The 26,587-nt window shown below is 59.8% G+C and carries 23 protein-coding genes and 2 pseudogenes; 9 read left to right on the forward strand and 16 right to left on the reverse strand.

Annotation, left to right across the window (positions count from 1 at the left end; translation table 11 throughout):
• From A7X77_RS33105 to A7X77_RS16795, 3 genes and pseudogenes are all read right to left on the reverse strand, one after another.
• Window positions 1-127: pseudogene (locus tag A7X77_RS33105) on the reverse strand (electron transfer flavoprotein subunit beta/FixA family protein); the annotation flags it as partial.
• Between the two features lie 99 nt (window positions 128-226).
• Window positions 227-832, reverse strand: coding sequence for a dimethylsulfoniopropionate lyase (locus tag A7X77_RS16790; protein WP_064684000.1), 606 nt, complete (start codon window positions 830-832; stop codon window positions 227-229).
• A gap of 56 nt (window positions 833-888) precedes the next feature.
• A complete protein-coding gene (locus tag A7X77_RS16795; RefSeq protein ID WP_064684001.1) occupies window positions 889-2,925 on the reverse strand; it encodes an NADH:flavin oxidoreductase in 2,037 nt (678 codons plus the stop codon).
• Between the two features lie 146 nt (window positions 2,926-3,071).
• On the opposite strand from A7X77_RS16795, the gene A7X77_RS16800 reads away from it, so the two are divergent.
• The 8 genes from A7X77_RS16800 (at window position 3,072) to A7X77_RS16825 (ending at window position 9,919) form a co-directional block, all read left to right on the forward strand.
• Entirely contained in the window at window positions 3,072-3,701 is a 630-nt protein-coding gene (locus A7X77_RS16800) for a TetR/AcrR family transcriptional regulator (RefSeq protein WP_064684002.1), read from the forward strand.
• Between the two features lie 13 nt (window positions 3,702-3,714).
• On the forward strand, window positions 3,715-4,509 hold the full coding sequence (locus A7X77_RS16805; protein WP_064684003.1) for a pyrroline-5-carboxylate reductase family protein: 795 nt from the start codon (window positions 3,715-3,717) through the stop codon (window positions 4,507-4,509).
• A gap of 67 nt (window positions 4,510-4,576) precedes the next feature.
• Window positions 4,577-5,578: an ABC transporter substrate-binding protein gene (locus A7X77_RS16810; RefSeq protein ID WP_064684004.1), complete on the forward strand. Its 1,002-nt coding sequence runs from the start codon at window positions 4,577-4,579 to the stop codon at window positions 5,576-5,578.
• A 95-nt stretch (window positions 5,579-5,673) separates the two neighbouring features.
• Window positions 5,674-6,561: an ABC transporter permease gene (locus A7X77_RS16815; protein ID WP_012490081.1), complete on the forward strand. Its 888-nt coding sequence runs from the start codon at window positions 5,674-5,676 to the stop codon at window positions 6,559-6,561.
• The gene (locus A7X77_RS16820) at window positions 6,554-7,630 is read left to right on the forward strand and encodes a quaternary amine ABC transporter ATP-binding protein (RefSeq protein WP_064684005.1); all 1,077 of its coding nucleotides are present in this window, start codon (window positions 6,554-6,556) and stop codon (window positions 7,628-7,630) included. Before A7X77_RS16815 ends, A7X77_RS16820 begins: the two co-directional genes overlap by 8 nt.
• Before the next feature lie 263 nt (window positions 7,631-7,893).
• Window positions 7,894-8,505: a hypothetical protein gene (locus A7X77_RS33970; RefSeq protein WP_245293756.1), complete on the forward strand. Its 612-nt coding sequence runs from the start codon at window positions 7,894-7,896 to the stop codon at window positions 8,503-8,505.
• Window positions 8,506-8,633: 128 nt separating this feature from the next.
• The gene (locus tag A7X77_RS33110) at window positions 8,634-8,774 is read left to right on the forward strand and encodes a hypothetical protein (RefSeq protein ID WP_156668119.1); all 141 of its coding nucleotides are present in this window, start codon (window positions 8,634-8,636) and stop codon (window positions 8,772-8,774) included.
• A gap of 146 nt (window positions 8,775-8,920) precedes the next feature.
• Entirely contained in the window at window positions 8,921-9,919 is a 999-nt protein-coding gene (locus tag A7X77_RS16825) for an AraC family transcriptional regulator (RefSeq protein ID WP_064684006.1), read from the forward strand.
• A 53-nt stretch (window positions 9,920-9,972) separates the two neighbouring features.
• Here the strand turns inward: A7X77_RS16825 and A7X77_RS16830 are convergent, their stop codons facing one another.
• The 3 genes from A7X77_RS16830 to A7X77_RS16840 all read right to left on the reverse strand — a co-directional run bounded on the left by A7X77_RS16830 (window position 9,973) and on the right by A7X77_RS16840 (window position 14,565).
• Window positions 9,973-10,248 carry a hypothetical protein gene (locus A7X77_RS16830; protein ID WP_064684007.1) on the reverse strand — a complete coding sequence of 92 codons (276 nt, stop codon included), beginning with the start codon at window positions 10,246-10,248 and terminating at the stop codon, window positions 9,973-9,975.
• Window positions 10,245-12,539, reverse strand: a complete 2,295-nt coding sequence (locus A7X77_RS16835) for an FdhF/YdeP family oxidoreductase (protein ID WP_064684008.1) — start codon at window positions 12,537-12,539, stop codon at window positions 10,245-10,247. Before A7X77_RS16835 ends, A7X77_RS16830 begins: the two co-directional genes overlap by 4 nt.
• Before the next feature lie 112 nt (window positions 12,540-12,651).
• The gene (locus A7X77_RS16840) at window positions 12,652-14,565 is read right to left on the reverse strand and encodes a diguanylate cyclase (RefSeq protein WP_064684009.1); all 1,914 of its coding nucleotides are present in this window, start codon (window positions 14,563-14,565) and stop codon (window positions 12,652-12,654) included.
• A 434-nt stretch (window positions 14,566-14,999) separates the two neighbouring features.
• Between A7X77_RS16840 and A7X77_RS16845 the strand changes: the two genes are divergently transcribed.
• Window positions 15,000-16,025: an aldo/keto reductase gene (locus A7X77_RS16845; RefSeq protein WP_064684010.1), complete on the forward strand. Its 1,026-nt coding sequence runs from the start codon at window positions 15,000-15,002 to the stop codon at window positions 16,023-16,025.
• Window positions 16,026-16,062: 37 nt separating this feature from the next.
• Here the strand turns inward: A7X77_RS16845 and A7X77_RS16850 are convergent.
• The 10 genes and pseudogenes from A7X77_RS16850 to A7X77_RS16895 form a co-directional block, all read right to left on the reverse strand.
• Window positions 16,063-16,793 (reverse strand): annotated as a pseudogene (locus tag A7X77_RS16850) (GAD-like domain-containing protein).
• Complete coding sequence (locus A7X77_RS16855) at window positions 16,790-17,464, reverse strand: GAD-like domain-containing protein (RefSeq protein WP_064684011.1); 675 nt, start codon at window positions 17,462-17,464, stop codon at window positions 16,790-16,792. The pseudogene A7X77_RS16850 and the gene A7X77_RS16855 overlap by 4 nt, the downstream one beginning before the upstream one ends.
• A gap of 40 nt (window positions 17,465-17,504) precedes the next feature.
• The gene (locus A7X77_RS16860; RefSeq protein WP_064684012.1) at window positions 17,505-18,170 is read right to left on the reverse strand and encodes a GAD-like domain-containing protein; all 666 of its coding nucleotides are present in this window, start codon (window positions 18,168-18,170) and stop codon (window positions 17,505-17,507) included.
• A gap of 366 nt (window positions 18,171-18,536) precedes the next feature.
• A complete protein-coding gene (locus A7X77_RS16865; RefSeq protein WP_064684013.1) occupies window positions 18,537-19,604 on the reverse strand; it encodes a hypothetical protein in 1,068 nt (355 codons plus the stop codon).
• The gene (locus tag A7X77_RS33115) at window positions 19,601-20,746 is read right to left on the reverse strand and encodes a hypothetical protein (protein ID WP_156668120.1); all 1,146 of its coding nucleotides are present in this window, start codon (window positions 20,744-20,746) and stop codon (window positions 19,601-19,603) included. The genes A7X77_RS16865 and A7X77_RS33115 overlap by 4 nt, the downstream gene beginning before the upstream one ends.
• Window positions 20,747-20,755: 9 nt before the next feature.
• Complete coding sequence (locus A7X77_RS16875; protein WP_064684014.1) at window positions 20,756-22,246, reverse strand: DUF4150 domain-containing protein; 1,491 nt, start codon at window positions 22,244-22,246, stop codon at window positions 20,756-20,758.
• Window positions 22,243-23,358 carry a DUF2169 family type VI secretion system accessory protein gene (locus A7X77_RS16880; protein ID WP_064684015.1) on the reverse strand — a complete coding sequence of 372 codons (1,116 nt, stop codon included), beginning with the start codon at window positions 23,356-23,358 and terminating at the stop codon, window positions 22,243-22,245. Before A7X77_RS16880 ends, A7X77_RS16875 begins: the two co-directional genes overlap by 4 nt.
• A gap of 13 nt (window positions 23,359-23,371) precedes the next feature.
• Window positions 23,372-25,633 (reverse strand): type VI secretion system tip protein TssI/VgrG, encoded by a 2,262-nt coding sequence (gene tssI, locus A7X77_RS16885; RefSeq protein WP_064684016.1) that lies wholly within the window; start codon window positions 25,631-25,633, stop codon window positions 23,372-23,374.
• Between the two features lie 16 nt (window positions 25,634-25,649).
• On the reverse strand, window positions 25,650-26,153 hold the full coding sequence (locus A7X77_RS16890; RefSeq protein ID WP_245293759.1) for a type VI secretion system amidase effector protein Tae4: 504 nt from the start codon (window positions 26,151-26,153) through the stop codon (window positions 25,650-25,652).
• A 13-nt stretch (window positions 26,154-26,166) separates the two neighbouring features.
• On the reverse strand, window positions 26,167-26,532 hold the full coding sequence (locus tag A7X77_RS16895) for a Rap1a/Tai family immunity protein (protein ID WP_082928824.1): 366 nt from the start codon (window positions 26,530-26,532) through the stop codon (window positions 26,167-26,169).
• Window positions 26,533-26,587: the final 55 nt, after the last annotated feature.

Raw genomic sequence — 26,587 nt, forward strand, 5'->3', positions numbered from 1 at the left:
CCGAGATCTCGTCGAACGGGTTCATCGACATCTTCACATTGGCAAGCTCGACACCCGAACCATCCGGCTTCACACGGATCTTCACGTTGTAGTCGACAACCCGTTTGACGGGCACGAGAATCTTCATTGCAATCCCCTTTGTTATTTCGAATGCTGATCCCTATAGCGCCGGAGGTCTTTTCAGATGCGCATAGGACGCTGCAAGGTTTTGAATCTGCGCATCGCGCTAGTGCGGCCGTTCGGCAAGCAACGCCCAGAAGGCAAAGAGCGGCGTGTCGACCGACCTCATGGCGTGTTTGATCCCTGGGATATTATAGAACGATCCGCCGACGCCAGGCGAAAACCAGTTCCCCTCCCCCTGCTTGAACTCGCCCTCGGAAAGCACGAGATAGACCTCCTCCGGCGCATGATCATGATCCGGATAGCGCACATGCGGCGCCATCAACGTCACCCCGAGCCACAGGTCGCTCCGCTCCTCCAATCCGCCGGGGCCGATGATCATCGCATTGGCATGCCCATCGACAAAATTGTCGCTCGCCGAGTGGTCATACTTGGTGCGCCGACGCCATTCAAGCATTGGCTCGATGCCTTTGAACGCCTCGACCAATCGCCCCAGCGAAGGATCATAAGAGGTATCGATCGCGAGCGCCACATCAAGGTAAGCACAGACCGGCAATCGGCTCCCGTCCCCGGCACGCGCTGTTCCCGGCTGTTCCATGCTCGCGAGAAACTGCCGGATCGACCGCCGCGCCTCCGGGGCTGTCGCAAATGTCTGGAAAGCCTGCGACGCCGCGTCCAAGAAAAACTGCAGGCTCTCCCCACGCGTACTCATGTCATCCCCTCCCTAAAACACGATGATTAGCCGGCCGGCCAGCGCCTCTCCTGCAATCATATATCCTTCGCGATGCGCAGACCGTCATAGACAGCGGCATGCGTGTTGCGCGCAGCGACAGCGTCGCCGATCCGGAAAAGCTGGAACTTGCCTTCGGGGTTGCGAACGACCGACTGCGGTTCTCCCGCCAGAAGCTGATCGTGCGACATCTCGCCGAGATTGCTCGAATTGGGCTTCAGCTCGAAATAGAGCTCTTCTAGCGGGATGGTCCCGTGATTGACGACGATCTGATCGTAGTTGTGCTGCCGGGCGATCCCGCCGTAATCGCTGCCGACATGGGCGACAAGCTGATTGCCGCTCTTCTCGACCGCCTCCAGCCGGTAGGTGACCGTGAACGTAACGTCATGCTTCTGAAGCGAGCGCATATAGGGCACCAGGTTCATCGCCATAACCTCGGGCGCGAAGGAGCGGTCAGGCGTCATGATCTCGACCTTGGCGCCTGCCTTGGCGAGCAATTCCGCCGCCTGAAGGCCGGCGTGATCGCCGGCATCGTCGAAAATCAGGACGTTAGTGCCAGGCTTCACGTCGCCGGAGATGATATCCCATGAGGAGACCACCAGCTCGTTGCCCTTCGAAAGAACTTCGGTATGCGGCAGGCCGCCCGTCGCGATAATGACGACATCGGGGTTTTCGGCTTCGATCGTGTCGGCTTCCGCCCAGGTGTTGAAGTGGAAGGTCACGTCGTATTTCTCGCACTGGCTCATGCGCCAGTCGATGATGCTGATCATCTCCCTGCGGCGTTCGCTCTGAGCGGTGAGGCGGATCTGGCCGCCGGGATTGTTCGCCGCTTCGAAAACGACGACCTTGTGGCCGCGCTCCCCGGCGACCCGCGCCGCCTCTAGACCGGCCGGTCCGGCGCCGACGATAACGACCTTCTTCTTCACATCGGCCTTATCAAGGATATGCGGCATGGTCAGTTCGCGGCCGGTGGCGGCATTGTGGATGCAGTAGGCGGCCCCGCCCTGGTAGATGCGGTCGAGACAGTAGTTGGCGCCGACGCAGGGCCGAATTTCCTCTTCCCGCTTTTCGATGATCTTGCGAACGATATGCGGGTCGGTCATGTGGGCGCGGGTCATGCCGACCATGTCGACCTTGCCGGCCGCGATCGCGTGGCGCGCCGTGGCGACATCCGGGATTTTCGCTGCATGAAAGGTCGGAAAATCGGTCGCGGCGCGAATTTCGCCGGCGAAATCAAGATGCGGGGAATTCGCCATGCCCTGGATCGGGATCACGTCGGTCAGACCGGCATCGGTATCGATGTGGCCGCGGATCACGTTCAGGTAATCGATGAGGCCGCTCTCCTTCAACCGCCTGGAGATTTCGATCCCTTCGGCCTTGCCGGTGCCGCCGGGGAGGCATTCGTCGGCCGTATAGCGCAGGCCGAGGATGAAATCGTCGCCCACCCTTTTCCGGATCGCCTTGAACACGTCGAAACAGAAGCGCAGACGGTTGTCGAGCGAACCACCATAGGGGCCATCGAGTTCGTTGGTGAGCGGCGACACGAACTGGTCGATCAGGTGACCGTAGGCCTCGAGTTCGACACCGTCCATGCCGCCCGCTTTCATGCGCTCCGCGGCATCGGCAAAATCCCTGATGATGCGCTCGATATCCCAGTCTTCAAGCTTCTTCGGGAAGGCACGGTGGGAAGCCTCGCGATGATGCGACGGTGCCACAACCGGCAGCCAATCGCCCTTGTCCCAGCGCGTGCGCCGGCCGAGATGGGTGAGCTGGATCATGATCGCCGCCCCCTCCTCGTGCACCGCATCGGTCATTTCCCTGATCCAGGGCACGATCTCGTCCTTATAGGCGAGCAGGTTGTTGAAGACCGGCGGACTGTCCTTGGAGACGGCCGCCGAACCCGCCGTCATCGTCAGGGCCACACCGCCCTTTGCCCGCTCTACTGAATAGGCGCGATACCTTTCCTTCGGCATACCGTCTTCCGGATAGGCCGGCTCGTGAGAGGTCACGATGATACGGTTGCGCAGCTTCAGATGCTTGAGCTGGTAAGGCTGAAGGAGAGGATCATTCGACATGGGCCGTGGTTCCGGATTAAAAACGACCAGGGAACGCTATTCGCAATGTACACAGGTGTCAACGCGGAAAACAGCGAAGTCATTGATATATACACATATGTACATTTTTCTTGTGCGCCGCCTCGTAATTTGATAGGAGAGAATCCATGGATCAGGCTTTGAATGACACTGGCTGGCGCGGATCGCAGGAGGGATGGCTGGAAGCAGCCTACCATTCCCTGCTCGAGTCGGGGGTTGACTCAGTGAAAATTCTGCCCTTGGCGAAGAAGCTCAATCTGTCGCGGACGAGCTTCTACTGGTTCTTCAAGGATCGAGAGGAACTGTTGAGCGCATTGGTAGCGCGGTGGCGCGACAAAAACACCGGCAACATCATCAAGCAGTCCGAGGCTTACGCGGAATCGCTGGCCGAGGCGATGCTCAACGTCTTCGATTGCTGGCTCAACACAGATCTCTTCGACGCGAAATTCGAGTTCGCCATCCGCAGCTGGGCGCTGCAGTCCGGTGCGCTTTTAGCCGAGGTCCAGAACGCCGACCAGATCCGGCTGGAGGCGCTGAAGCGCATGTTTATGCGGTTCGGGATACCAGAAACGACATCGGATGTCAGAGCGCGAACAACATACCTCGTTCAGATCGGGTACATCTCCATGCAGTCGATGGAGGATATCGCCGTCCGCATGAAACGGATTCCGGAGTATATTGCGATCTACACGGGCGAAGTGCCGCAGCAGAGGGAGCTTGATCGCTTCTTCGCCCGGCACGGCTATCGGCCCAGTTAGAGGAAGGCCGGAGATGAGCGTTTCCTTGAGGATCGGCATAATCGGTGGCGGCGGCTGGCTTGGCGGGGCAATCGCCGGCTCGATCATTGATGCCGGCCTGGTCGATTCTCGAGATCTTTGTCTCTCCTATCGCGGCGAGCAGCCGCACCGCTTCCCGAACTCCTCCTGGACTTCGGATAATCAGGCGCTTGCCAACCGCTCGGAGGTGATCATTCTCTCCGTTCGCCCCGGTGACTGGCATGGTCTGACGCTCGATGCCGGCGGCAAGCTCGTCATCTCGGTCATGGCGGGCATCCGACTGGACGCCCTCTCAGAACGCCATAACACCGGTCGCGTCGTCCGCGCGCTGCCGAACGCTGCCGCCGAAGTAACCAGATCCTATACGCCCTGGATCGGCGCGAGTGGTGTCACCGCAGATGACCGGGCCCTTGTCGGCGCCATTTTCGAGGCTTGCGGGTTACAGGACGAAGTCGCAAGCGAAAGCGACATCGACTACCTCACGGGCCTTTCCGGATCCGGTCCGGCATTTCCCGCACTGCTCGCTGCCGCCATGATGAGCGACGCTGTCGCCTATGGCCTTTCGACGGAGATTGCGCGGCGCGCCGTCAATACGGTGCTGGTCGGCGCCGGCCACCTCGCGGAACGTCGCGACGAATCTCCTGACGATACCGTTGCGGCCTTTCTCGACCATCGCGGCACGACCGCGGCAGCCATCGAAGGCATGCGCGACGCCGGATTCGACGCTGCGGTGGCAGGTGGACTATCGGCAGCATTCAAGAAATCGGTGAGTATGGGAGACGCTTCCTGACGACCGTTGAGGGTGGGTACTGCGGCACCCCGCCTGGCTAGATCAGCCGCTAATAGAGGGAACTAGAATGAAGAAACTACTCGCATCGACATGTTTGACGCTCGGCCTGCTTGGCGGCGCGTCTTTTGCCAGCGCCGCCGAATGCGGCACCGTCACCATCGCCAGCATGAACTGGCAGAGCGCCGAAGTTCTCTCCAACCTGGACAAGTTCATCCTGAACGAAGGTTACGGCTGCAGCGCCGACATCACCGTCGGCGACACTGTCCCGACGATCACGTCCATGGCCGAAAAGGGCCAGCCTGATATCGCTCCTGAAGCCTGGATCGATCTGCTGCCTGATGTCGTCAAGAAGGGCACGGAAGAAGGCCGCATCGTGCAGGTCGGCTCGCCGCTGCCGGACGGCGGCGTGCAGGGCTGGTGGATTCCGAAATATGTCGCCGACGCGCATCCCGACATCAAGACCATCGGCGACGTGCTGAAGCATCCGGAACTCTTCCCTGATCCGGAGGACCCGAAGAAGGGCGCCATCGTCAACGGCCCGCAGGGCTGGGGCGGCACGGTCGTCACCTCGCAGCTCTATAAGGCGTTCGGGGCCGATAAGGCGGGCTTCACGCTCGTCGACACCGGTTCTGCTGCCGGCCTCGACGGTTCGATCGCCAAGGCCTACGAACGCAAGGAAGGCTGGGTCGGTTACTACTGGGCGCCGACCGCGCTGCTCGGCAAGTATCAGATGGTCAAGCTCGAAGCCGGTGTGCCGGAGGATGCCGCCGAATGGAAGCGCTGCATCACTGTTGCCGATTGCCCTGATCCGAAGCCGGCGGCCTGGCCCGTCGATCACGTCGTGACCCTCGTCGCAAAGCCCTTTTCTGAAAAGGTCGGCCCCGAGGTCATGGATTATCTCAAGAAGCGCTCCTGGAGCAACGACACGGTCAACAAGCTGATGTCGTGGATGACTGACAACCAGGCGACCGGCGAAGACGGTGCCAAGCACTTCCTGAAAGAAAACAAGGACATCTGGACCAAGTGGGTCTCGCCGGAGGCAGCCGCGAAGATCGAAGCTGCTCTCTAAAGCCAAAAATTGCGGTGCGCGAAAAGCGCACCGCTTCTCACGCGCCGACAAGATCAAAAAGACTGCCGCGGCTGTTTGACGAAAGGGGAACCGAGATGGAATGGTTTTATAAATTCCCGCACATGAACGATGACGCGCTTCGCAATCTGAAGAAGGCGATCGATGACGGCTTTCGCGGATTTACCCGCAGCTATGGCGACGGCATCGAAAGCCTGTTCGTGCCGCTGCAGCATTTCCTCATCGCCGCCGAGCGCTTCATGACGCAGACACCGTGGCCGATCATCACCGCGATCATCCTGGCCATCGCCTGGTTTGGCAGCCGCAGCCTGAAGGTCGTCGCCGGCTGTCTGGTGACGCTGATGCTGATCGGCTATTTCGACATGTGGGACGACACGATGCGGACGGTCTCGATGATCTTCGTCTGTACGGTTCTTTCCATCGCCATCGGCATTCCGATCGGCATCCTGATGGCCCGCTCCGACCGGCTGCAACGCATCGTCAATCCAATCCTCGACGTCATGCAGACCATGCCGAGCTTCGTCTACCTCATCCCGGTCGTCATGCTGCTCGGCATCGGCAAGGTGCCCGGCCTGATCGCCGTCGTCATCTACGCCATCCCGCCGATGATCCGCCTGACCGATCTCGGCATCCGGCTCGTCGACAAGGACGTGCTCGAAGCCGCCGACGCCTTCGGCACTTCGCGGTCGCAGAAGCTGTTCAAGGTGCAGCTGCCTCTGGCGCTGCCGACCATCATGGCCGGCATCAACCAGACGATCATGATGGCGCTCGCCATGGTGGTCATCGCCTCGATGATCGGCGTCCAGGGCCTTGGCCAGCCGGTGCTGAAAGCGATCGCCAACCAGTACTTCACGCTGGGCATTTTCAACGGCCTTGCCATCGTCGGCATCGCCATCATCTTCGACCGGGTCAGCCAGGCATATGGCAAAAGGCTCCAGAAGCATCGGGAGACCGTCCATGGCTGAGCAGCATTTCGGCGGCATCAAGATCCGCCACCTCTACAAGATCTTCGGCCCCAACCCCGCCGCCCATGTCGAGGCGGTGCAGAAAGGCCTGACAAAGACCGAGCTCAACCAGAAGCACGGCCACGTGCTCGGGCTGCGGGATATCAATATCGAGATCCCCTCCGGCTGCATCCAGGTCGTCATGGGCCTTTCGGGTTCGGGCAAGTCGACGCTGATCCGCCATATCAACCGGCTGATCGACCCGACATCCGGCGAAGTGCTGGTCGACGGCGTGGACGTCGTGAAGATGAACGAGACCGAATTGCGGACGTTCCGCCGGCAGCAGACGGCGATGGTGTTCCAGAAGTTTGCGCTGCTGCCGCACCGCAACGTCCTCGACAACACCATCTTCGGCCTCGAAGTGCAGGGCATGGAGCGGGCCAAAGCCATCGACATCGCCATGCGCTGGCTGGAGCGGGTCGGGCTCAAAGGCTTCGAGCAGCGCTACCCCAACCAGCTTTCCGGCGGCATGCAGCAGCGTGTCGGCCTGGCGCGGGCGCTTGCCAACGATGCGCCGGTGCTTCTGATGGACGAGGCCTATTCGGCCCTTGACCCGTTGATCCGCACGGACATGCAGTCAGTGCTTCTCGACATCCAGAAGGAGATCAAGAAGACTATCGTCTTCATCACCCACGATCTCGACGAGGCGTTGCGGCTTGGCGACCAGATCGCCATCCTGCGCGACGGCGAAGTCATCCAGCAGGGCACCAGCCAGGACATCGTGCTGCGCCCGGCCGACGATTACATCGCCAACTTCGTCAAGGAAGTGAACCGGGGACGGGTCATCCATGTCGATGCCGTCATGACGCCGCTGCATTCCGCCACACCGGGCGGATTGACGATCGTCTCGGGCACGACGGTCGAAGAGGCCGTCCGCATGCTGGCCGCCACGCCGGACGACGATGCCAGGGTGGTGTCGCCGTCGGGGGAAACCCTGGGGCTCGTCACCTTCCGTCAGCTCGCCGGCGCGATGGTGAATTCGCAGGAGATCGCTGCCCGACGCGAGAATACCCTTTCGGTCGCGCTCTGACGCTCCGCGCGCGGCCTCTTTCGGGTTGGCCGGCGACACCGAGTTTCGGTCCCTCGCCGCGCCACTCAACCGGCAAGCCGGTTGTCTGAGACATTACGATGTCGAAACTTTTTCCGCGTCTGTTTTCGCCCGTCAGCCTGCGCGGGGCACAGCTTGCGCAATCGGATCGTCTTCGGGGCGCATACGGCAAACATGGCCAGGGACGGCGTGCCGGGTGACTAGCACGTCGCCGATTATGCCGAACGCGCCATCGGCGGCACCTAGTGACGATGCTTTCACCCGATCCCTTCATCGGCAAGGAGCTTCAGCATGACCGCGGACGTACCGCTTCGCCGGACTTGAAGAGGCTCGGAGCCAAGTGGCTGCTGGAGGTCAGCGTGCTGGGACGGCACGGCAATGGCGTCACCCTGCTGGATCATGCCGGTGAGCGTTTTTTCGAGGAAGGCGACAGCTGGTGCTCGCCACCACCCACGGCGCGGCCGATTGGCTTGGCCGGGAATTGCGTTCGGAGGTATTGGCCGACGAGTCGCATTGAATCTCTGATGCGCAGCGGCGAAGACGGGACAGCGGCGCGCCGGCCTGTACATTTTGCGCAGGACCAGTCCAGACTGCGTCGCGAAAAGCCGATCGCCCGACAATATCGACGCGCGACAATTGCTCCATGGCTGCGGAACACTAAAGTAATCGTGACCGTGGCCATGATGGTCGACGGTCTGAAAGCCAAACCCCTCTATCTATCACCCCAAATGATGGGAGGGGCTCATCCATACGCACTCCATCCCGTGCGTATGCCAACTGCCTGTCAGCCTGCCGAAGGCTATCTCGAGCGGTCCACTTTAGAACCTTCGGCAGGCGACTTTTGCATGGCGCATTAAAGCGCGCCGTCCGTGCAAGCTGGCTAATCGTTTCATCATCGGATTACCACGAAAGACAGCAGCGCCAAGGCTTGCCAAGTCCTGCCGGCTCTGTCAGTTCCTGCCGGCCGGCCAGGAAAGTCCGACCGATGGGCATTATCGTTAAAACATTCGAAATTTTCGCATTTCCGGCACCAGCCAGGCTCGGTCTCGACTTCGCCTGGTCGAACACCTTTCAACGCCCGCATCCGGTTGAAGTCTTTCCCCTGCGCCGCCACGTGCTGCGCTGAGCCCGCATTTTCGCTAATATACGCCCGGGCCTCGCACTTCGCTTCATTCAACAGGCCCTGACCAAGCGCGGAGGAGAAGGAATGACAGCGACTGCGGCCAGAAAGAGCGACGTACATCATCTCGACCGCCGTGTGACGGGAACAGCATGACAGAAAACAGCGCAAAGCCATTCTCCTTTCGATTCTATGGTTCGTCCTTCGACAACATGGTGGAAACCCTCGGTGGTGCATTTGGCGCGTTTGATGCCGAGCCCGTCGGCCGCGCCAAGGACTTCCATTGGGGACTGGATTTTTCGATGGCGAACAGCGCGGTCCTGCTGACCGGCTATCATGAGGCGGAGTTTCAGTTCAACATCGAGCCGACTGCCAGCACGGCGGAGTATTTGTCGCTCGTCGTCCCCCGCCGCGGCGGCATGGGGGTGACCTATGGCGCGCGTAAGGCTGAGGCCGGGCACGGGAAATTGCTTCTCTACAACAATTTCGAACCCGATAGCGTTCTCATGCATGGGCAAGGGAACGTCATCGACGAACTACTGATCAACTGGCCCGTTATCCTCCAGACGATCGGCCAGACGTTCGAAATGCCGTTCAGTGGATCGCTCGACCTGCTGCCGGAACTGGATCTATCGACGCCGGTTGGCCGGACGATCGGCAATCTCACCGAAACGATCATATCCGGAATGCGCGACGACGGTCCCTTGCTGCAGTCGCCGATCGCCATGGCGCACATGACGCAGGCGCTTGCCGATCTGGTCGTGCGCATGGTGCCGCACCGGCTGTCGCATTTCCTCGAAAAGGGGCCCGCCCTGATCGCTCCGAGGCATGTGCGCAGGGCGATCGAGTTCATGCAGGCCAATATCGATCAGCCTATTACCATGCCGAAGGTTGCCGAAGCGGCCGGCGTATCGAGCAGGGCACTCGAAACGGGTTTCCGCGCCTTCAAGGGAACGTCTCCCGCCGCCTATCTGCTGATGCTTCGCCTGCGCGCGGCGCGCCAGGATCTGCTCGATCCCGAAAGCAAGGAGACGATGAAGGCCGTCTGCCTCAAATGGGGTTTCTTTCATTTCGGCCGCTTTTCCGCGGTCTATAAAACGACCTATGGGGAATACCCCTCAGACACGAGGAAGCGCGTGAGCGGTCGATAAGCCGGCCGGCATCGCCGACATCGCAACTCGCTGCAAATATTGCGCGACCTGCTTCAGGACTTCGCCAATCTGTAGAACGCTCGCATCGTCCTCGGATCCCGCTTGACGATCTCAAGCGTGTCATCACCCTCGGCGAGTGCATTGAGTTCCCGCAGCACAAGCGCATGCGCGATCCCCAGACTGCGTGCGAAAGAGCGGCTGTCAGATGCGATCTTGAGCTCCGCGGCGACGAGCAGGCCGGCCTGTATCGGCGTCAGCCTGGCATCCCTGTCTTGCGCTGCAGCGACAAGAGCGAGAAATCGGCCGGCGTCGGATGCCTCTTCGCTCACGCGGCATGTCGCCGACGGAAGGAAACCATGATCGATTTCGAGCTCGGCGTATCGCTTTCCTCGCCGGCGCTGCCAAGCGGCACGAGCACGTTCAGCTCGGGATAATAGCCGGCGATGCTGCCTCGCGGAATGTCGTAGGGCATGAAGCGGAAATTCCGTGCGACGCGCTCGATGCCGTCATCGTGCTCGCCAACCACATCGACGCGGTCGCCGGCCTCGGCATTCATCGCCTTTAAGTCCTCCGGATGAATGAAGATGACCTGCCGCTCTCCGTAGACGCCGCGGTATCGGTCGTCGAGGCCGTAGACCGTGGTGTTGTATTGGTCGTGCGAGCGGAACGTCTGCAGGGCGAAGCGTCCCTCGCCTTTTCGCGCCCGCTGATGCACCGTCTGTTCGGGAAGCGCCTGGCAGGAGAATGACGCCTTGCCTGTGGACGTCCGCCACTCCCGATGGGCGGCGGTGTTGCGCAGGTGGAAACCGCGCGGCTTGCGCAGGCGCGCATTGTAGTGTTCAAAACCGGGAATGGTCGCCTCGATATGATCGCGGATGCGATCATAGTCCTCGGCAAGTTCCGCCCAGTCGACCACGGAAGAGCCGACCGTCGCTTGGGCAATGCCGGCGATGATGGCGACTTCCGAAAGGAGATGCGGTGAGGCCGGACGATTGATGCCGGCGGAACCATGCACCATGCTCATCGAATCCTCAACGCTGACGAGCTGGGACCTGCCGGCGGCGTTGAGGTCCATTTCGGTCCGTCCGAGGCACGGCAGGATAAAGGCCGTCTCGCCAGGCATCAGATGCGAATGGTTCGGCTTGGTTGCGATATGCACCGACAGTTTCAGCCGCCGAAGCGCTTTCTCGACGAGTGCGCTGTCGGGCGTGGCACGGGCGAAATTGCCGCCAAGCCCGATGAAGGCCTCGGCCGAGCCGTCAAGCATCGCGCCGATCGCGCCGAGCACATTGTGGCCGTGCTGGCGCGGGACGGTGAAGCGGAAATGCGCCTCCAGCGCATCGAGGAAATCGTCCGACGGCTGTTCGTTGATGCCGACGGTTCGGTCGCCCTGCACGTTGGAATGGCCGCGCACCGGGCAGAGGCCGGCGCCGGGCCGACCGATATTGCCGCGCAGGAACATGAAGTTGGCAATCTCTCGGATCGTTGCCACCGAATGCAGATGCTGCGTCACGCCCATCGCCCAGGTGCAGATGACCCGCTCGGCAGCGATATAGACATCGGCTGCTCGTTCGATCTCCTCTCGGCTCAATCCCGATTGGTCTTCGATGTCGGCCCAGCTCGTCGCCTCCACCGCTGCCCGGTATTCGGCAAAACCCGCGCAGTGTTCGACAAGAAATGCATGGTCGAGGACCGGCGGCAGACCGGCGGCGACGGCGGCGTCTTCCGCAGCCAGCACGGCCTTGGCCATCCCGCGAACCGCGGCCATGTCGCCGCCGAGATGCGGCTGGAGATAATGGCTGGCGATATCGGTGGACGCGCCGCGCAGCATTTCGATCTTGTCCTGCGGATCGGAGAAGCGCTCCAGGCCACGCTCGCGAATCGGATTGAAGACGACGATGCGCGCGCCGCGAAGTGCCGCCCGGCGCAGATCGCCAAGCATCCTCGGATGGTTGGTGCCCGGGTTCTGCCCGATCACGAAGATCGCGTCGGCCTCTTCGAAATCCTCCAGCAGAACGGTGCCCTTGCCTACCCCGACTGCCTGGCGCATGGCGATACCGCTCGCCTCGTGGCACATATTTGAGCAATCGGGAAAATTGTTGGTGCCGTAGACGCGCACGAACAGCTGATAGAGGAAGGCGGCCTCGTTGCTGGCCCGGCCGGACGTATAGAATTCCGCACGATCGGGATTATCGAGGCCCCTGAGGATGCCGCCGATCTCGGCAAAGGCATCCTCCCACGCGACCGGCAGGTAGCGGTCGCTTATCGCATCGTAGCGCATGGGATGGGTAAGGCGACCGTTGAGCTCAAGCTCGTAATCCGACAGCCGGCGAAGCTCGGATACCGTATTTTCCGCGAAGAAAGCCAGCGTTGCCCGCTTCTCCGTCGCTTCCCAGGCGACGGCCTTGACCCCGTTCTCGCAGAACTCGAACGAGGATCCGTGTTCCGGGTCGCCCCAGGCGCAGCCCGGGCAATCGAACCCATCCGGCTGGTTCGCTTTCAGCATCGTTCGCGCCCCGGCGATCGGCATCCCGCTTTGAAGCAACTGCTTCCCGCAGCTCTTCAAAGCACCCCAGCCTCCGGCCGCCGCCGATTTCTTGCCAATGAATTTTGTGTCCATGCGCCCGTGTATTGTCGAAGCGGGACAAACATCAAGGCCATACAAGCGATGGCTTGATAGAAAAATCCTATCGAGCGCGCGCAATTCTCCGGGAGGTGAACAGGATTTCGGTCTAACCGGTTTCCTTCAGCGCATGCCCGTTCTCGCGCGAATGCGCCAGTATGCGATTGCGGCCTTGCGTCTTGGCCTCGTAGAGCGCGGTATCGGCCTCGGCGAGCAGACGGTTCGGGCTGGCGCGCAGCGTTGCTCCGGTCGCACAGGATATGCCGATACTGGCTGTGACCCGCCCGAATTCGCTGCCGGAATGAACCATATTCTCCTTGGCCAGGCGACGGGCGAATTGCTCGGCGACGATCATCGCACCCTTGGCGCTGGTGTCGGGAAGGAACACCACGAATTCCTCGCCACCATAGCGCGCGACGATGTCCGCCGGCCGGCTGACGGATTGGCGCAGACATTTGCTGACGACGCGCAGGCACTGGTCTCCGGCCGGATGCCCATAGGTATCGTTATAGGCCTTGAAGCGGTCGATATCGACCATCAGCAGGCTGAACGGCGTGTTTCTCCGGGCGCTGCCCGCGGTCTCGCGCGCGAAAGCTTCATCGAAGGCGCGACGATTGACGATGCCGGTCAGCCCATCGGTCTCGGCCAGATTCCTCAGTTGTTCCGCCGACAGCCTCAGCGCGATTTCCGCCTGCTTCGTCGCCGTGATGTCCGAGACGACAGCCATCGCCGTGCCATCATCTGCCAGTCGCGTCCGGATGCTGCGCCAGTCGCCGTTGTGGAGCTGAACCTCTTCGTCCTTATTGCTGTGCAGCGTCGCGCTGGTGAGCTTGATCCACTCTTCCGGATCCCCCTCGACGACGCCCGGCCGCTCGCCGGTTTCGACGACACGGCGCAGGATGTCGCTGATATGCGCGCCGACCACCCGGGCATCGCCAGATAGCGGAAAGGCGCTGCGGTACTGATCGTTGCAAAAGATAAGAAAACCCTTGCTGTCGTACATGGCGATACCATCCGACATGCCGGCCATTGCATGCGACAAGAGGTTCTTGCTTTCACGCAATTCCCGCTCCAGCGCCGTGCGCTCTGTCACATCACGTGTCACGCCGGCCAGGCCGATCACTCGGCCCTGCTTGTCCCGGAGCGGCACCTTGGAGGCAAGCAGGAATCTGCCTTCGATATATTCGGTGGAATCGATCAGCGGCACGCCGGTGTCTATGACCTGCTGCTCGAGATAATAGAGTTTCTCGGCGAGCGGTCGCGACATCAGATTGAAATCCGACAATCCGATCATCTCCGCCGTCGTTCGGAAACGGAAGAGGCGGGTCATGTTTTCATTGACGGTGATGAACCGGCTGTTTCGGTCCTTCACATAGAGATAGTCGGGCGACTGCGAAAACGCCGTCACCAAAATGCTGCGTTCGAGCTCCCATTGCTGTGTCTTCAGCAGAACGAAACCGCCCAGAACGGTTGCCAGGCAATTCAACGCGGTCAGGGGAAAACCGACGCCGGCGAGCACCTGAGCACTCACCAGAGTGGGAAGGACAGCCATGGATAGGACCAATGCAACGCCAAGGGCGAGGCTCAGCAACGCAACATCCATAAGCACCGGAGATCTCTTGCGGGTCCAGAAATGGCCGGCCACACCAATGCCGGCAGCCACAGCCATGGTGATGATCCCGTCGACCATCGCCGTGCCGCCGACGGCAAATCGAAAGGCCATCGCGAGCGAAGCGGCAAAAGCCGCAGCGATCGGCCCACCGAACATGCCGGCCAATGCAAGCGGCGAAAATCGCAGATCGATATAGATGCCCGGATGAAATTCGATGGCGAGCAATATCGATCCGATGGAGGCGCCGCCGGCTATGATTCCGAGGGCGATCCTCTCCTGCATGAAGGACCGGCGCTGAAACTGAATCGAAAAGAGCGCCCAGAGCGACATTGCCAGGGATACGAAGGAAAGGTTGCCGCCGAATTGCGTCCAGATGCCATTCACCGCGTTTGATCCACCTTCCCCAACCATGTAACGAACCTGTTATACGACGATACTGGTTTGAGCTTCGTTAAATCGGAAGGTAACGAATTCGGTGTAGTGTTCCACTTGTGTGCGAACAGCTCCTATTGTTGCCGCAAGGGCTCGTCGGTGCGCGCGGCCGCAATGCACGGCATCGGCGGTCGCCAATCTCCGTATCGGACGCATGCCGAGCTGCACCGCACGCCGGTTTTGCCCTTTACCTCCTTGGGTGTGAAGTCCCAACGCGAGCAGTTGATGCAGACCAGCCGGACTTCCACGCCATGAGCACCGGAAAGGCGATGATATCGACAGCCCGTGTGGGAGCGCCATATTAACTGTCACGTCGCGACAAGTGAGAGCCTGCGGGGAGCGTTCGCGGTCGATATCAAACGGGACGATCAAACTCGTACCGGTGGCAGGCAAATATAGGGTACTGAGTTGACATGAAGACGCGACACTGGGATCGCAGGGGAGACGGCGGGCTCACCTTTACGGAACTCGGGTTTGGCACGGCGCCGCTCGGCAATCTCTATCGAGCAATCACCGATGATGCGGCGGCAGCCGTATTGGATGCTGCCTGGCGATACGGCATCCGCTACTTCGACACCGCGCCGCTCTACGGGCTTGGCGTTGCAGAAAGGCGAGTCGGCCGCTTCCTTGCAACCAAAAAGCGCGAAGACTTCGTGGTGTCGACAAAAGTCGGCCGGATCATGAAGGTCTGCCGACCCGAACAGCGGACCGGCATCGGCAAATTCTTCGATACTCCCAGTCGCCGGGAAGTTTTCGACTACAGCTACGATGGCGTCATGCGATCGTTCGAAGCCTCTTTCGAGCGCACCGGCCTCGACAGCTTCGATATTCTGTTCGTACACGATCTGGATGTCTTCAACCACGGCACCCAGGCGGCCTGCGACCACTATTTCGAGCAATTCATGAGCGGCGGCTATCAGGCAATGATCTCGCTGCGCGACCAGGGAGTGGTGAAGGCCATCGGTGGCGGCATAAACGAATGGCAGATGTGTCAGACGCTTGCCGAGCGTGGCGACTTCGACCTCTTTCTGCTTGCCGGACGTTATACCCTGCTCGAGCAGGAGGCGCTGGAATCCTTTCTTCCCATGTGCGAAGCCCGCGCTATCGGCATAGTGCTGGGCGGGCCATATAACTCCGGCATACTGGCGACAGGACCGATTGCTGGCGCGCAATACAATTACTCCGACGCCCCTTCCGAGATCGTCGACAAGGTCCGGCGAATAGAGCAGGTCTGCCTGAACTACAATGTCGCCCTCTCGGACGCGGCTCTCAACTTTCCGCTCTTCCATCCGGCTGTCGTTTCCGTCATCCCGGGTGGGCAGTCGATCGATCAAGTGGCGTCAAACGACCGCGCGCGGAACAGACATATCCCTCACGCGCTGTGGGAGGACCTGAAATCGCTCGGCCTGATGCGAGGTGATGCGCCTGTCGGTGAATAATCGGGACATAGGAGGCGCTGACTTATTTGAATACCCCTTATGCCCCAATGTCGCGAACCGCCGGAACCGCTGGTATGGTGGTGTTGTAAAGAGTGAATGACCCGGCTTGAGCTGCAATCGTCATGGCCGCGAGCGCCCCTGCTGGACGGAGATTGTCGATGGTAATCGGCCCGCCCAGAGCCGGGTGAAGTTTGGGCGCGTAGATTTGCCCCACTTCCAGTTCGCCATGTGCGCGGAGCAGGCGCTTGAACATCGGCTTCCCATTTTCGTCAGGATTGTCGTAGGAATCTGCGTTCACATTGCCGATCGCAATGCCCAACGTGATTTCAGAGTCCATATCAGGCTCGGGCGAAAACAATTCCGAGCAGCTGACGCGTCCATAAAGCATATTGATTTTGATGGTTTTATAATCTTCGTTCCAGGCGACTATCTCCCCGAAAGCCGAAAATCCGAGAACATGCGTTCTTTCCGGCTTCAGGTCCTCATCGCCGCCAAGAATCAGCGCCAGGACCGATTGATAGTCCTCCGGATTGCAGAACTGAAATAGCCCTGCAGCCACTTGCCCGCGGAATTAAGGCTCATAAAGTCAAGAAAACTATCCGGAATTCGACCGCGGTAAGCGTCCAGTGTGATAGACGACAGTGGTGATCCGCCCTGCGGTTCGCCAAAATCCTTCAAAGCATTTTGATAGGTAATGAAAAGTTCGCTCATTATTACTGCCTTTTGTTTCGGGCTCACACAAACAAGCAGGCACCTGTCGCCGATCATCCAATCGTCCGCACCACCCGCGGCGGATATGAATTCATGTCCATGAGCTTGAGGTTCTGTGCCTGCGCCAGGATGCTCATGTGTGGCAAGGCTTCGCAGGCAACGAGGCAAGCGGCGGTACGATTGCCGCCGAAAGCGAGGATAGGATTGAAGCCGTACATATGGCCAGGCTCCACTTTGCCGAGCCGCGACCGGGCGGACTTGAAAAGTGGCTTCCCCTTCACGTCGAGTGGATCGAAGGAAGCGTCATCAGCCAGCAGCAGGCGCGTCAAAAGCGTTATATTGGGATCGATTCCCTGCTTGGGCGCAAGGAGCCAACGGCAGGATACTTGGCCGTCAACGAGATTGACGCGGACATCACGGTGGTCCTCGTTCCAGGCGATGATTTCGCCAAATGCGCTGAAGCCGACCGGATGTGTCCGGCTTGGCTCTAGATCAGAGTCGCGCCCCAGTGCCTGATCGAGGATCGGATGGTATGTGTCCGGGTCGCAAAGCTGAAAATAGCCGTCCAGAAAAACACCGAAGCCGAGCCTTTGCCAGAGCTGGAAGACCGACCTGGGCAGGCGTCCTTCGTACTTGCGCGGATCCGCCGGACCGCCTTGGCCCTTCTCGGCCCCACCGGCAGTGAACTTGGCTATTACGGCCTCCAGTTTTTCCCGATATTGCTCCATGAAAAGCCTTAGCTCCCTCTGCTCAAACCGGCGCCTAGCATCAGCTTCCGATCCGACGTACCGGCTGCGGCGGGAATGGAGCGTTGTCCATCAATCGCATCTCATGCGCCTGTGCCAAGATCGCCATATGCGGCAATGCCTCGCAGATCGACAGATTTGCCAAAGCCCTGTTACCGCCGAGCGCCAGGATCGGCCTGAACCCATAGATCTGCCCCATGCCGAGCTTGCCGAGCTTCGAACGCGCCGGCTTGAAAAGCTTTTGGGCGTCAGCATCGTATTCGTCGAAGGTCGGGTCATCGAGCAACATCACCTCGCTGGTAACGGCAATATTCGGATCGTAGGTCTTGCCGTTGACCAGCGCCTGGCACGATACCTGACCATTCACGAGGTCGATGGTCACATTCTGATAAACTTCGTTCCACGCGATTATCGTTCCGAACGCGCCGAACCCCAGGACATGCGTCTGCTCGGGATGGATTTCGGGGTCACCAGCGAAGACACGTCTCACGACGCCGCTATATCGCGCAGGATCGCAGAATTGGAAATAGCCGTCGAGAATAGTGCCGATGCCGTTCTGTTGCCAGCAGTCGATCAGCGCCTCCGGTACCCTGCCGCGATAGGGCCCGACATCGGGGGCGGCAGTCCCGCTTTCCGGGGCAGCGAAGTCCTCGACGATGGAATCGAGCCTTGCTTGGTAGTTGTTCACGCGACCTCCAATCAAGAACTGGATATCTCCACCATATGGAGTGCGCTCATGGCGTAGCGCACATTAATGATCGATCAGACGGTAATGACCGATCGTGCGAAAAGCTTCGAGTTGTCACATCGGCCGCGCTCGGGCGAATGACATTATCGATCTTGTAAGCAGAGAGAAATTCGTCGAACCACTCGATCTCGAAGATGTTGGAGTTTGATTTTTCAGCCACGTCTTATGCGCCTGACCGAGTTTATCGACAGACTTCGTCAAGCTCGTCACGTGCGATTTGGTCAAGGCTGTCCTTCCCGCCATCGCCCTTGAACGGCCTATGACAGCTGGTTTCTTCATTGCAGTGGGTTCGGTATACGAAAGCCGTTAGTACGCAAAGTTGTCGCCATGCTCATAGAAGGTAAACGCGGTGCCGTCGTAACAGAACGCATGACGATTGGTCGCTATCCACAAAGCGTTATCAGACACACTGTCGAGGCTGATGACCTGTGTCTTGCCGTCCAACTTTCCGCTCGTGAGCAGCCTCACACGAGAACCTTCTAGCACGTAGAGGCCGTGCAAGGTTCCTAAATAGGTCCTCCCTTGGAAGCTGCGGACCGACCAGATGTAATCGCCGGGGAAAAATTCGCCCAAACTGCGGAAGCCAGCCCGGGCGTTCCCAGTCAAAACGATGCCGTCTTCACCCACGACCAACACTTCGTCTGCTGAGATGCTATGCATGGCGGTCAGGATGGCGTCAGATCGGATGTCGATCTTCGCCCAGGCCTTGCCGTCGTAGTGGAAGAGATTTCCACCATTGCCGCAAACATAGATGTCTGTCTCACTTGTGCCGCCAATATCGTTGAAGTTGGGCGCTTGCCGCATTGATTGCGTAAACTGGCGCAACATGTCGTCGGAAACCGACGCGGCATCTGGGAACGGCAAGCTGCGGGCGCTTTTGCCAAGTTTCGTCAGTTCTCCATCGATAGGCGTCCAACTGGTCTCGTCGCGCCGATAGACCTGTCCGTAATTGCCGCAGACAAACAAGGTAGAGCCTATCTCTCTGATCCGCGTCACCGCGCCCAGCGCGCGCGCTCCCATCAGACCCGCGCCGGAGATTTTTTCATAGGTCTCGTCCGCGGAGTTCGCGATCTCGATGTCTCCTTCCCCCGTCAAGGCGCAGGCTGCGCGTCTCACCCCTTCCCGCTCTCGGCGCAGGCATAGCGACACCACCTGTTCGTTGGGCCAATCCCGGTAGTGCCACACCTCTTCCGTTTCTGGGCACAGGTAGTAAAGACGGGTAAATTCCGCATCCTCCGGCAGTTCGTCAGGGATCGTCGCGATAACGAAGATGCCGTCGGCTGCGGCGCAAGCGACAACGAATTTGACGGGTGCGACCATTAGCTCTCCATAGAGCTCCTCGAAATCTTCATCGTCGTCGCTAGCGTCAATCATCGAGGCTCAGACGGCAACCCTTTGAAATGGCGTTCCAACAATTCAGGTGGAATTTCGATTTCTGTCCAGCGATCACCGTCAAAGGTGTGCACACCATGCTTCGAGTCGAAATAATACAGGACATCGTCGACGGCCTGGACTTTGAGAGGGTTCGGAATGTTGCGATTGATGCTCGGATCAAGGATGGGCTTCAAAGGTGACAGCAGATGCCCATCGAACCAGTGCAAAGCGTAGTCTGATGCGATCACCATCCGATCCTTGAATTTCGTGATTGAACGCAGTTTTTCATCATTTCCCTTGAAGGAAATATCCTGAAATCCATGTTCGGCATTCCCGACCAAAATGACACCATTACCGCCAACAGCCCAGACCTTCTCTGAGGACTCGACGAATATGTCCGAAAGCGTAGCTGGTTCCGGATAATATTTTCCCGAGCGTGGTTTGGCGACGACCTGCCATTCCTGCCCATTCCAGTGATAAAGGCGGCCTTCCAGGACACGGCTTGGCCCCTCTGAGGCTCTTCGAATGGCTGCAGCCTCTTCGTTCCGACCGGCAAGGTAGAGGCGGCCCATCTCCTCCTCCTCTTCCTCCGTCAATTCCCTGTTTGTGCTTGTCGGTGAATAGGTCACATTCATATAGAGGTCGCTCTCGGTCGAGCCATCCAGATCGCCGAAGAGGAGATAATCGTAGGTTTCTGGTGCTTGCGGCAGCTTTTCCTTGTGAAACCAGGTTATGCCGCTCTCGGTCAGACGGTAAAGCTGCGAGTGATAGCCGGTTACGAACAACGCATTCCCAATCAGAGCTATGGAGTTGACGTATCCGAGGTCGGTCGCATCGTCGGAATAGACGCCAGCTCCTTCGATTTTCCGATGCGAGGAGTTCTGCCCCATGGGTAGGGTATAAACATCGCCTTCATCGCTTAGAGCGTAGATGATCGGTCGACCATCCTCTCCCATTCTACCGGTAAGACCGTCGATCTTGCGCGGAATATCGGAGCGGGACCATGGCTGCTCCAACCCCCCTTCGTGAACAAGGATGTAGGAATACATATCCTCATATTCCTTGCCGCTGAACACGACGCAGAACGTGTCTCTTCCCAGAGCAATGGCTCGATCAAGGCGGAGTGGATCGAATGGCTTCATGTTCTTTCCTCAATAAGTGCCGGCCTTCAGGACATCGATCACGCGTTGTCCACCCGGCAACCGGGGAGGTCGTAGCGTAGTGCGACCAGGTTGTCTGAATTTGATATTGACCTGGGCGTCCGCCGCATCCTTTGCCATTTTTTTACATTTCTCGGGCAACTCCTCGATCTGATCAATCGCCTTGTGTGCCTCATCTCTGATCTTACCGAGCGGAGCCGTCCCCTGAGGATTATAGTTCTTTCCTAAGCTGGCGAGGGCCGGATTGAGTGACTTGTGAACCGCATCGTCATCAGTACGATGCATCCCAGGTGAAAGGCAAATAGCCTGTCCCTGGTTATAGGTCGGCGAATTCGGGATGCGTCCTGCGGTGGAATCTTTCTCTGCCTGCGTTTCCGGCGCCGTGCCCAAACGATACACCATGTCGGGAATAATGTGGTGCGCCTCACCGGGGCAGATCGTCTCGACATACTTATATGGACCGACGACGCATGGCCATTTATCCTTCTCCTCCGTATCGACCCGAACGCCGTTCTCCAAAGCCACCGGAAGCTTTTTGCTCCTCTCGATCTCAATAGATTTTTTGAGATAATCGCGCTCCTTGGCGATGTAGTCTTCGTCAGGCCCCGAAAACGGATCGCCATAGGCGTCAAAGAGATGCTTGGCTATTCGTGATTTTGTTTGATCATAGAGAGCGGTTTCCGCGCTTCCAAGAGGATGAATGCCGGCCAGTTCTCTCTCCGCCGCATTCTCCGCAAGGATTGCATTGTCCAAATCAGGCGTACCGCCACTGGTCAGGAATAAGACTGGCCCCAGAACTTTCCCGAATATTCCGAGGCGCTGCAGTATCGAACCGCCCGCAGGCGGGGTTGGGATCTTTGGCGGAATGGGTATCTTTGCCGGTGCTGGCGCCTTCTCCAGCGCATCTCCCATAAATTGCCTCAGCAGCCTCTGGCCTTCAGGGCTGCTGGAATCGAAAGCCAGTTGAATGGGTTTCGACTGGGAGCGAAGCGATCCTCGTATTGGATCGTCATCCAGAAGGGCAGCGTAGGTGCTGGTGTCGCGCACGAAGATCGCTTCGCCCTGCGTATTCCGGTTATTCATCCAGAAACGGTCCAGATGACGGATAACGTGAGAACTTTCCGCCCGCACCTCAGCCGCATGGCCGATTGGTTCGCAGATGCTTTCGACGGTTCCCGATCTGACGCCTTTGCGTACGCCGGGAGCATCGCCATGCACATGCGTCGTACAGGATCGCATGACCATCACCTTCTTGCCGGTGAAGCGGACGGAGGGCGTATAGTCTCTGTCGTGGCCGCAGAAATCCACGACCGGATAGGGGATTGGAACGACGGACGACCCGACGGGAGTAAGGCAGACATCCGGCGACAGCGACACGATCCTCGCCTCGTCGAGATCGCGCAGTCCTTCTCGCGGCTGCATCGTCGTCCAGGGCGCGGGGTAGTGGGGGTCGCCAACATAATTGTCGCGAGGGATGCTCATGCGATCTCCCTCTCCGGGATTTCGGCGACTGGAGTCCTTAGTTGAACACGCGTCAGCGTCAGTTTTCCTTTCTCCGCTTTAGACAACGGGAAGCGAACCCGCCAGGTCAGCATTACTCGATCATCGTTTCGCCAGTCGAAATGTACGCCATCCAGTTTCAACACATGCCATTCGTCCTGATCCTCGTCCTCGCAAAGGCAGTGGACCCCCAGCGTTATGCTGGGCAGTCGCCCGGTGGCACGCGCAAACTGGGGGTGCAAATCATCCAACTGGTAACCTTCGTCCCCGGTCAGATAAGGAACTGCTGTGAGATCTGGATGGGCGCATTGCCAGAAGCGTGCGTCGAAATCCCTAGGCAGAAGCGGGTGACGGTCGTTGAGCCAAGCATCGTCATAGGTCCCGGCATATTGCTGGCGAGATCGCCACCAAGGCGACACCAAGCCCAATCCCTGGGGCTCGGCCGGCTCGCGCCAGTTCAGCGTCAGTCCCGGCAGAGTAATTTGCGGTGCTGCGACAGCTGCATGATCCGTCGACATGTCGAGATTGACGATGCCGCAGCCGAGCGGATTGCGCGCTTCAACATCGGCGGGCGTTTCGGTCTCCGGATCGCCCGTACCGGGAATTTGTCCACCATAGGCCTTGCTCCAGCACATCGGTACCGACAATGCCTGTTCGGCTTCGCTCAACTGCCAATCCGTCAGCACTCGCTTGGCTTCCTTTGCCGAAAAGCCGGCCCACTTTTCCTTGATGACGGGGCGCCAGAAGCGCGCGCCATGGACTTCAAGCCTTTTGGAGAGCTGTCCGACGCGCAGACCGACCTGCCATGACGATGCTGGAGTGCTGCCCGGCGCATAGGCATTGCCGAGGAAAGTGATGTCGGTGCCTACCTTCTCTGGCGTGAGATCGGTCTGGCGCAGGAGAGGGCTGGCATGGGGGTCGCCGTCATAGGCGTCCTCCCACTGGAAGTATTCCTGCTCGCGACGTAACCGCAATCTGTCGTTTTGAACATGTTCGAACGTGCCACGAACCGACACGACACAATCCAAATCCCCGTTCGCATCGAACTGCCGGAAGGCCATAGCCGGAAAGGGAAGCCGGTTGATCAGTTCCAAGCGAACTTCCTCCTCAGTTCAGATCAATCGGCTTGCCGCGCATCTGGAAGTGTCCGGTCGCAACGAAGTTGAACGTCTTGCCGAGGATGATCACTTCGCCATTGGCTTTCATGATGAATTTGGAATCGCCGCATTCGATGACGAATTCCTCGCCGACGGCGATCTTCTTGAACTTGCCGACGCTCTCCAGCGATGTCTGGCCGACATTGGTCACCTTGCTGACGCCGATCTGCTCGGCGCGGGCGATGCCGATCGTGTCGGATTTGAACGAGCCGACAATGGTGTTCATGATGCCGGGAAGCGGGAAGAGGCCTGAAGCCGCATCGCCCACGCCGGTCCCTGAACCGGCAAGTGCCGTACCGGCATCGGCGCGCGGGCTTGGTCCCGAGACGACCCCCTCACGGCTGCCAAGACCACCGGCGCCTAAGAAACCGAGCGCTGACGACGCAAGCGTACCGGCAAAGGCCGCAAGCCCCGGCCCACCGCCGCCTGCAATTTGCCCAGCCTGCGCCAGCAGCCCGGCCGTATGCCCGGAAAGGCCGGTGACAGCCCCCATCAGCGCCATGGCCATCGGCCCCGTGCCGCCGACGACGGTGTTCATCGAACCGCCGACTTCGTGTTTCTGGTTGCCGCCGACTTCGACCGTTCGGTTCGCGCCGATCGCTGAGACCTCGTGCCGGTCGATGCGCTTCGTGCGGTCGTTCAGCACGCGTGTCGTCTGGTCCTTCTGCGCATGGAAGAACATGTTTTCCTGGCCGGCCTCGTCCTCGAAGGTCATTTCGTTGAAGCCGGTGCCCTTATGCGTATTCGAGCGCATGACCATGCGCGTCTTGTTGGCCGGCAGATCGTAGGGGACCGTGTTGGAGGGGTTCGGCACTACGCCCGTTACCAGCGGCCGGTCGGGGTCGCCATCGACGAAGGCGACCATCACCTCCATGCCGATGCGCGGAATGACCTGCGCGCCCCAGGTGCCGCCGCCCCAGACCTGGCTGACGCGCACCCAACAGGTGTCGGAGCCGTCCTTCTTGGCCTTACGGTCCCAGGGGAACCACAGCTTGATGCGGCCGTACTGGTCGGGATGGATCTCCTCGCCGGCAGGGCCGGCGACGATCGCCACCTGCGTGCCCTCGATGCGCGGCCGCTTCGTCTCGCGGTGCGGCGTCATCGGCACCCGCGACGGCACCGCTTCGAAGGTATTGGTATATTCCGGCTCGTTGCTGTTGGTCTCGTAGGAGCGGTCGACGACGGTATGGGTCGCCTTGACCACCACATGCTCCTCATAGACATGATCGGGATGGGCGACTTCATAGGGGGTGAAGCGGCGTCCCGCCTCCAGGATGCGGGATGTCGAGCCGCCGAAGACCCGGTCGTGATCGGCTTCGGAGGCCTGCATCCTCAGTTTTTCCGCCCGCTCCGCCTCGGCGACGGAAGAAATGCGCGCCGGATATTCGTAGAGTTCGCGCTTGGTCGCCTCCGGCATCTGCACGAGCGACGGGGTCATGGTGCCTGGCACCATGCGCGGGGTTTCGAAGTTCCAGTCGGCGCCGGCGCGCTGGCCCGGCACGTAGGAATAACGCCGGCTCCACTCGGTAATGTGGTTGCGGTCGGCGGAGCCCTGGGCCAGGCGAACCCGACCCTCCCCCTGCGCCGATGGCGAGGGGCCGAGCCAGGATTGGGCGCTGTCGGCCACATGCAGCTTGTGTTTGCCGTCCTCGTGGGAGAACCAGTAGAACAGCCCGTCCTCCTCGAAACGGCGGGTGAGATAGGCAAGGTCGGTTTCGTTCCACTGCACCGAATAATGCTGCGGCGGCGGTGGCGTGATCACGCCCGAGGTGTCGGGTGCCGGGATGCCGTGTTCGGAAAACAGCGTCTCGACGATGTCGATCGAGGTCTTGTCCATCCAGATGCGGCAGTCGGAGCGGCGCGACAGCAGCCACATCTGCGGCCGCAGCACCATGGAGTAGGAGCGCAGCCCACGGGTGATCGGCGGCCCTTCGTTGAGTTCGGTCACCAGCCCGTTGAACGGCCGGCGCACGGCGCCTTCGCCATCCCCCTGCTGCACTTCCACGGAGACATCCATCAGCCGGCCGATCAGCTCCTCCGGCTTGACCGACGGTTTCTTGGCGCGCGCGGAAACCTTCATTTCGAAGAGCGAAGAAATGCCTTCATCGATCGTCACGCGCTCCGGCAGAAGTTGGTCCTCGCCGAGCGGCGAGACGATCTTCAGAATACGGTTCGCCTGGATGAAGTCGGCGGCAGAGGGCTGATCGTTCATGAGTTGACCTCAAACCTTAAGACGTGCGGCTCGACAGGAGCGGCCAGAACCAGATCGACTGGGATTGGTAGTAGCAGGAAGAGGCGCACTGAGCCGCGTCGGCGGCCCCGATGACCAGATCGATATGCCCGCCTCCCCGATAACCCGGTATGCCGTTGAAGGCGACGACGCCCTTGCGGGCTCCAATACCGGATTGCGCCGTCTTGGAGGTGTAGGATTCGTAGTTGCCGAGATACCGAGTGGTCGCCAAGAGATCGGCGAGCCGTCGCATGGAGACCTCCAGGCCCTTGTTGGCGTGTGCTCCCTTGAGGATATTGTGAGATTTCGGGGAGATCTTGATGCCGGACCTCACGAAGGCGAGGCTGACGCGCACGGCGCAGGTATTCGCGTAGAGCGGATTGTTCAGAAGCGCGTCCCAACCAAGCTCGCGAAAAAGATCCTGCTGACTGACATAGTTAGGCCGATATGTGGTGCTGCTCGGATAATTGGCGTAAAGCTCATCGAAAGCTACGTTGATCATGTCGGCTCCAAAATCATTTTTCTGTGCAGGGAAAGGATTTGCTGAGGGCGGCGGACACAGAGATCGCAGCATTCTGCTGCAGAGCCTCCGGTGCCAGTGTTTGCAGATGGCTGAAGACGCGGTCCGTCAGCTCGTGAATGAGGACACCGCCTTCAATGCACCAGGTCTTTCCATCTGTCGCATCGGCAACGCCGGCGACATAGGCCGCGCCACGCTCGTACGAGGTTTGCCGGCGAAGTTCCGGATTCATGATATCAGGCGCGGCATCGCCCTTGAGCGCTTCCAGGAGCTGCTGGTTGCTCATCCGCCAGATATCGGACTGCTGCGCTTGGACCGGCGCTGCGCCGACAAGCAGCAGGATGGCCATGACAGGGCCCATCCAGCTATCTCGCTTCCACGCATTGCGCAAATTACGGCCATTGCCGAGCGAAGAC

This window comes from Rhizobium bangladeshense, from assembly GCF_001662075.1.
In the GTDB taxonomy this organism is placed as follows: Bacteria; Pseudomonadota; Alphaproteobacteria; order Rhizobiales; family Rhizobiaceae; genus Rhizobium; species Rhizobium bangladeshense_B.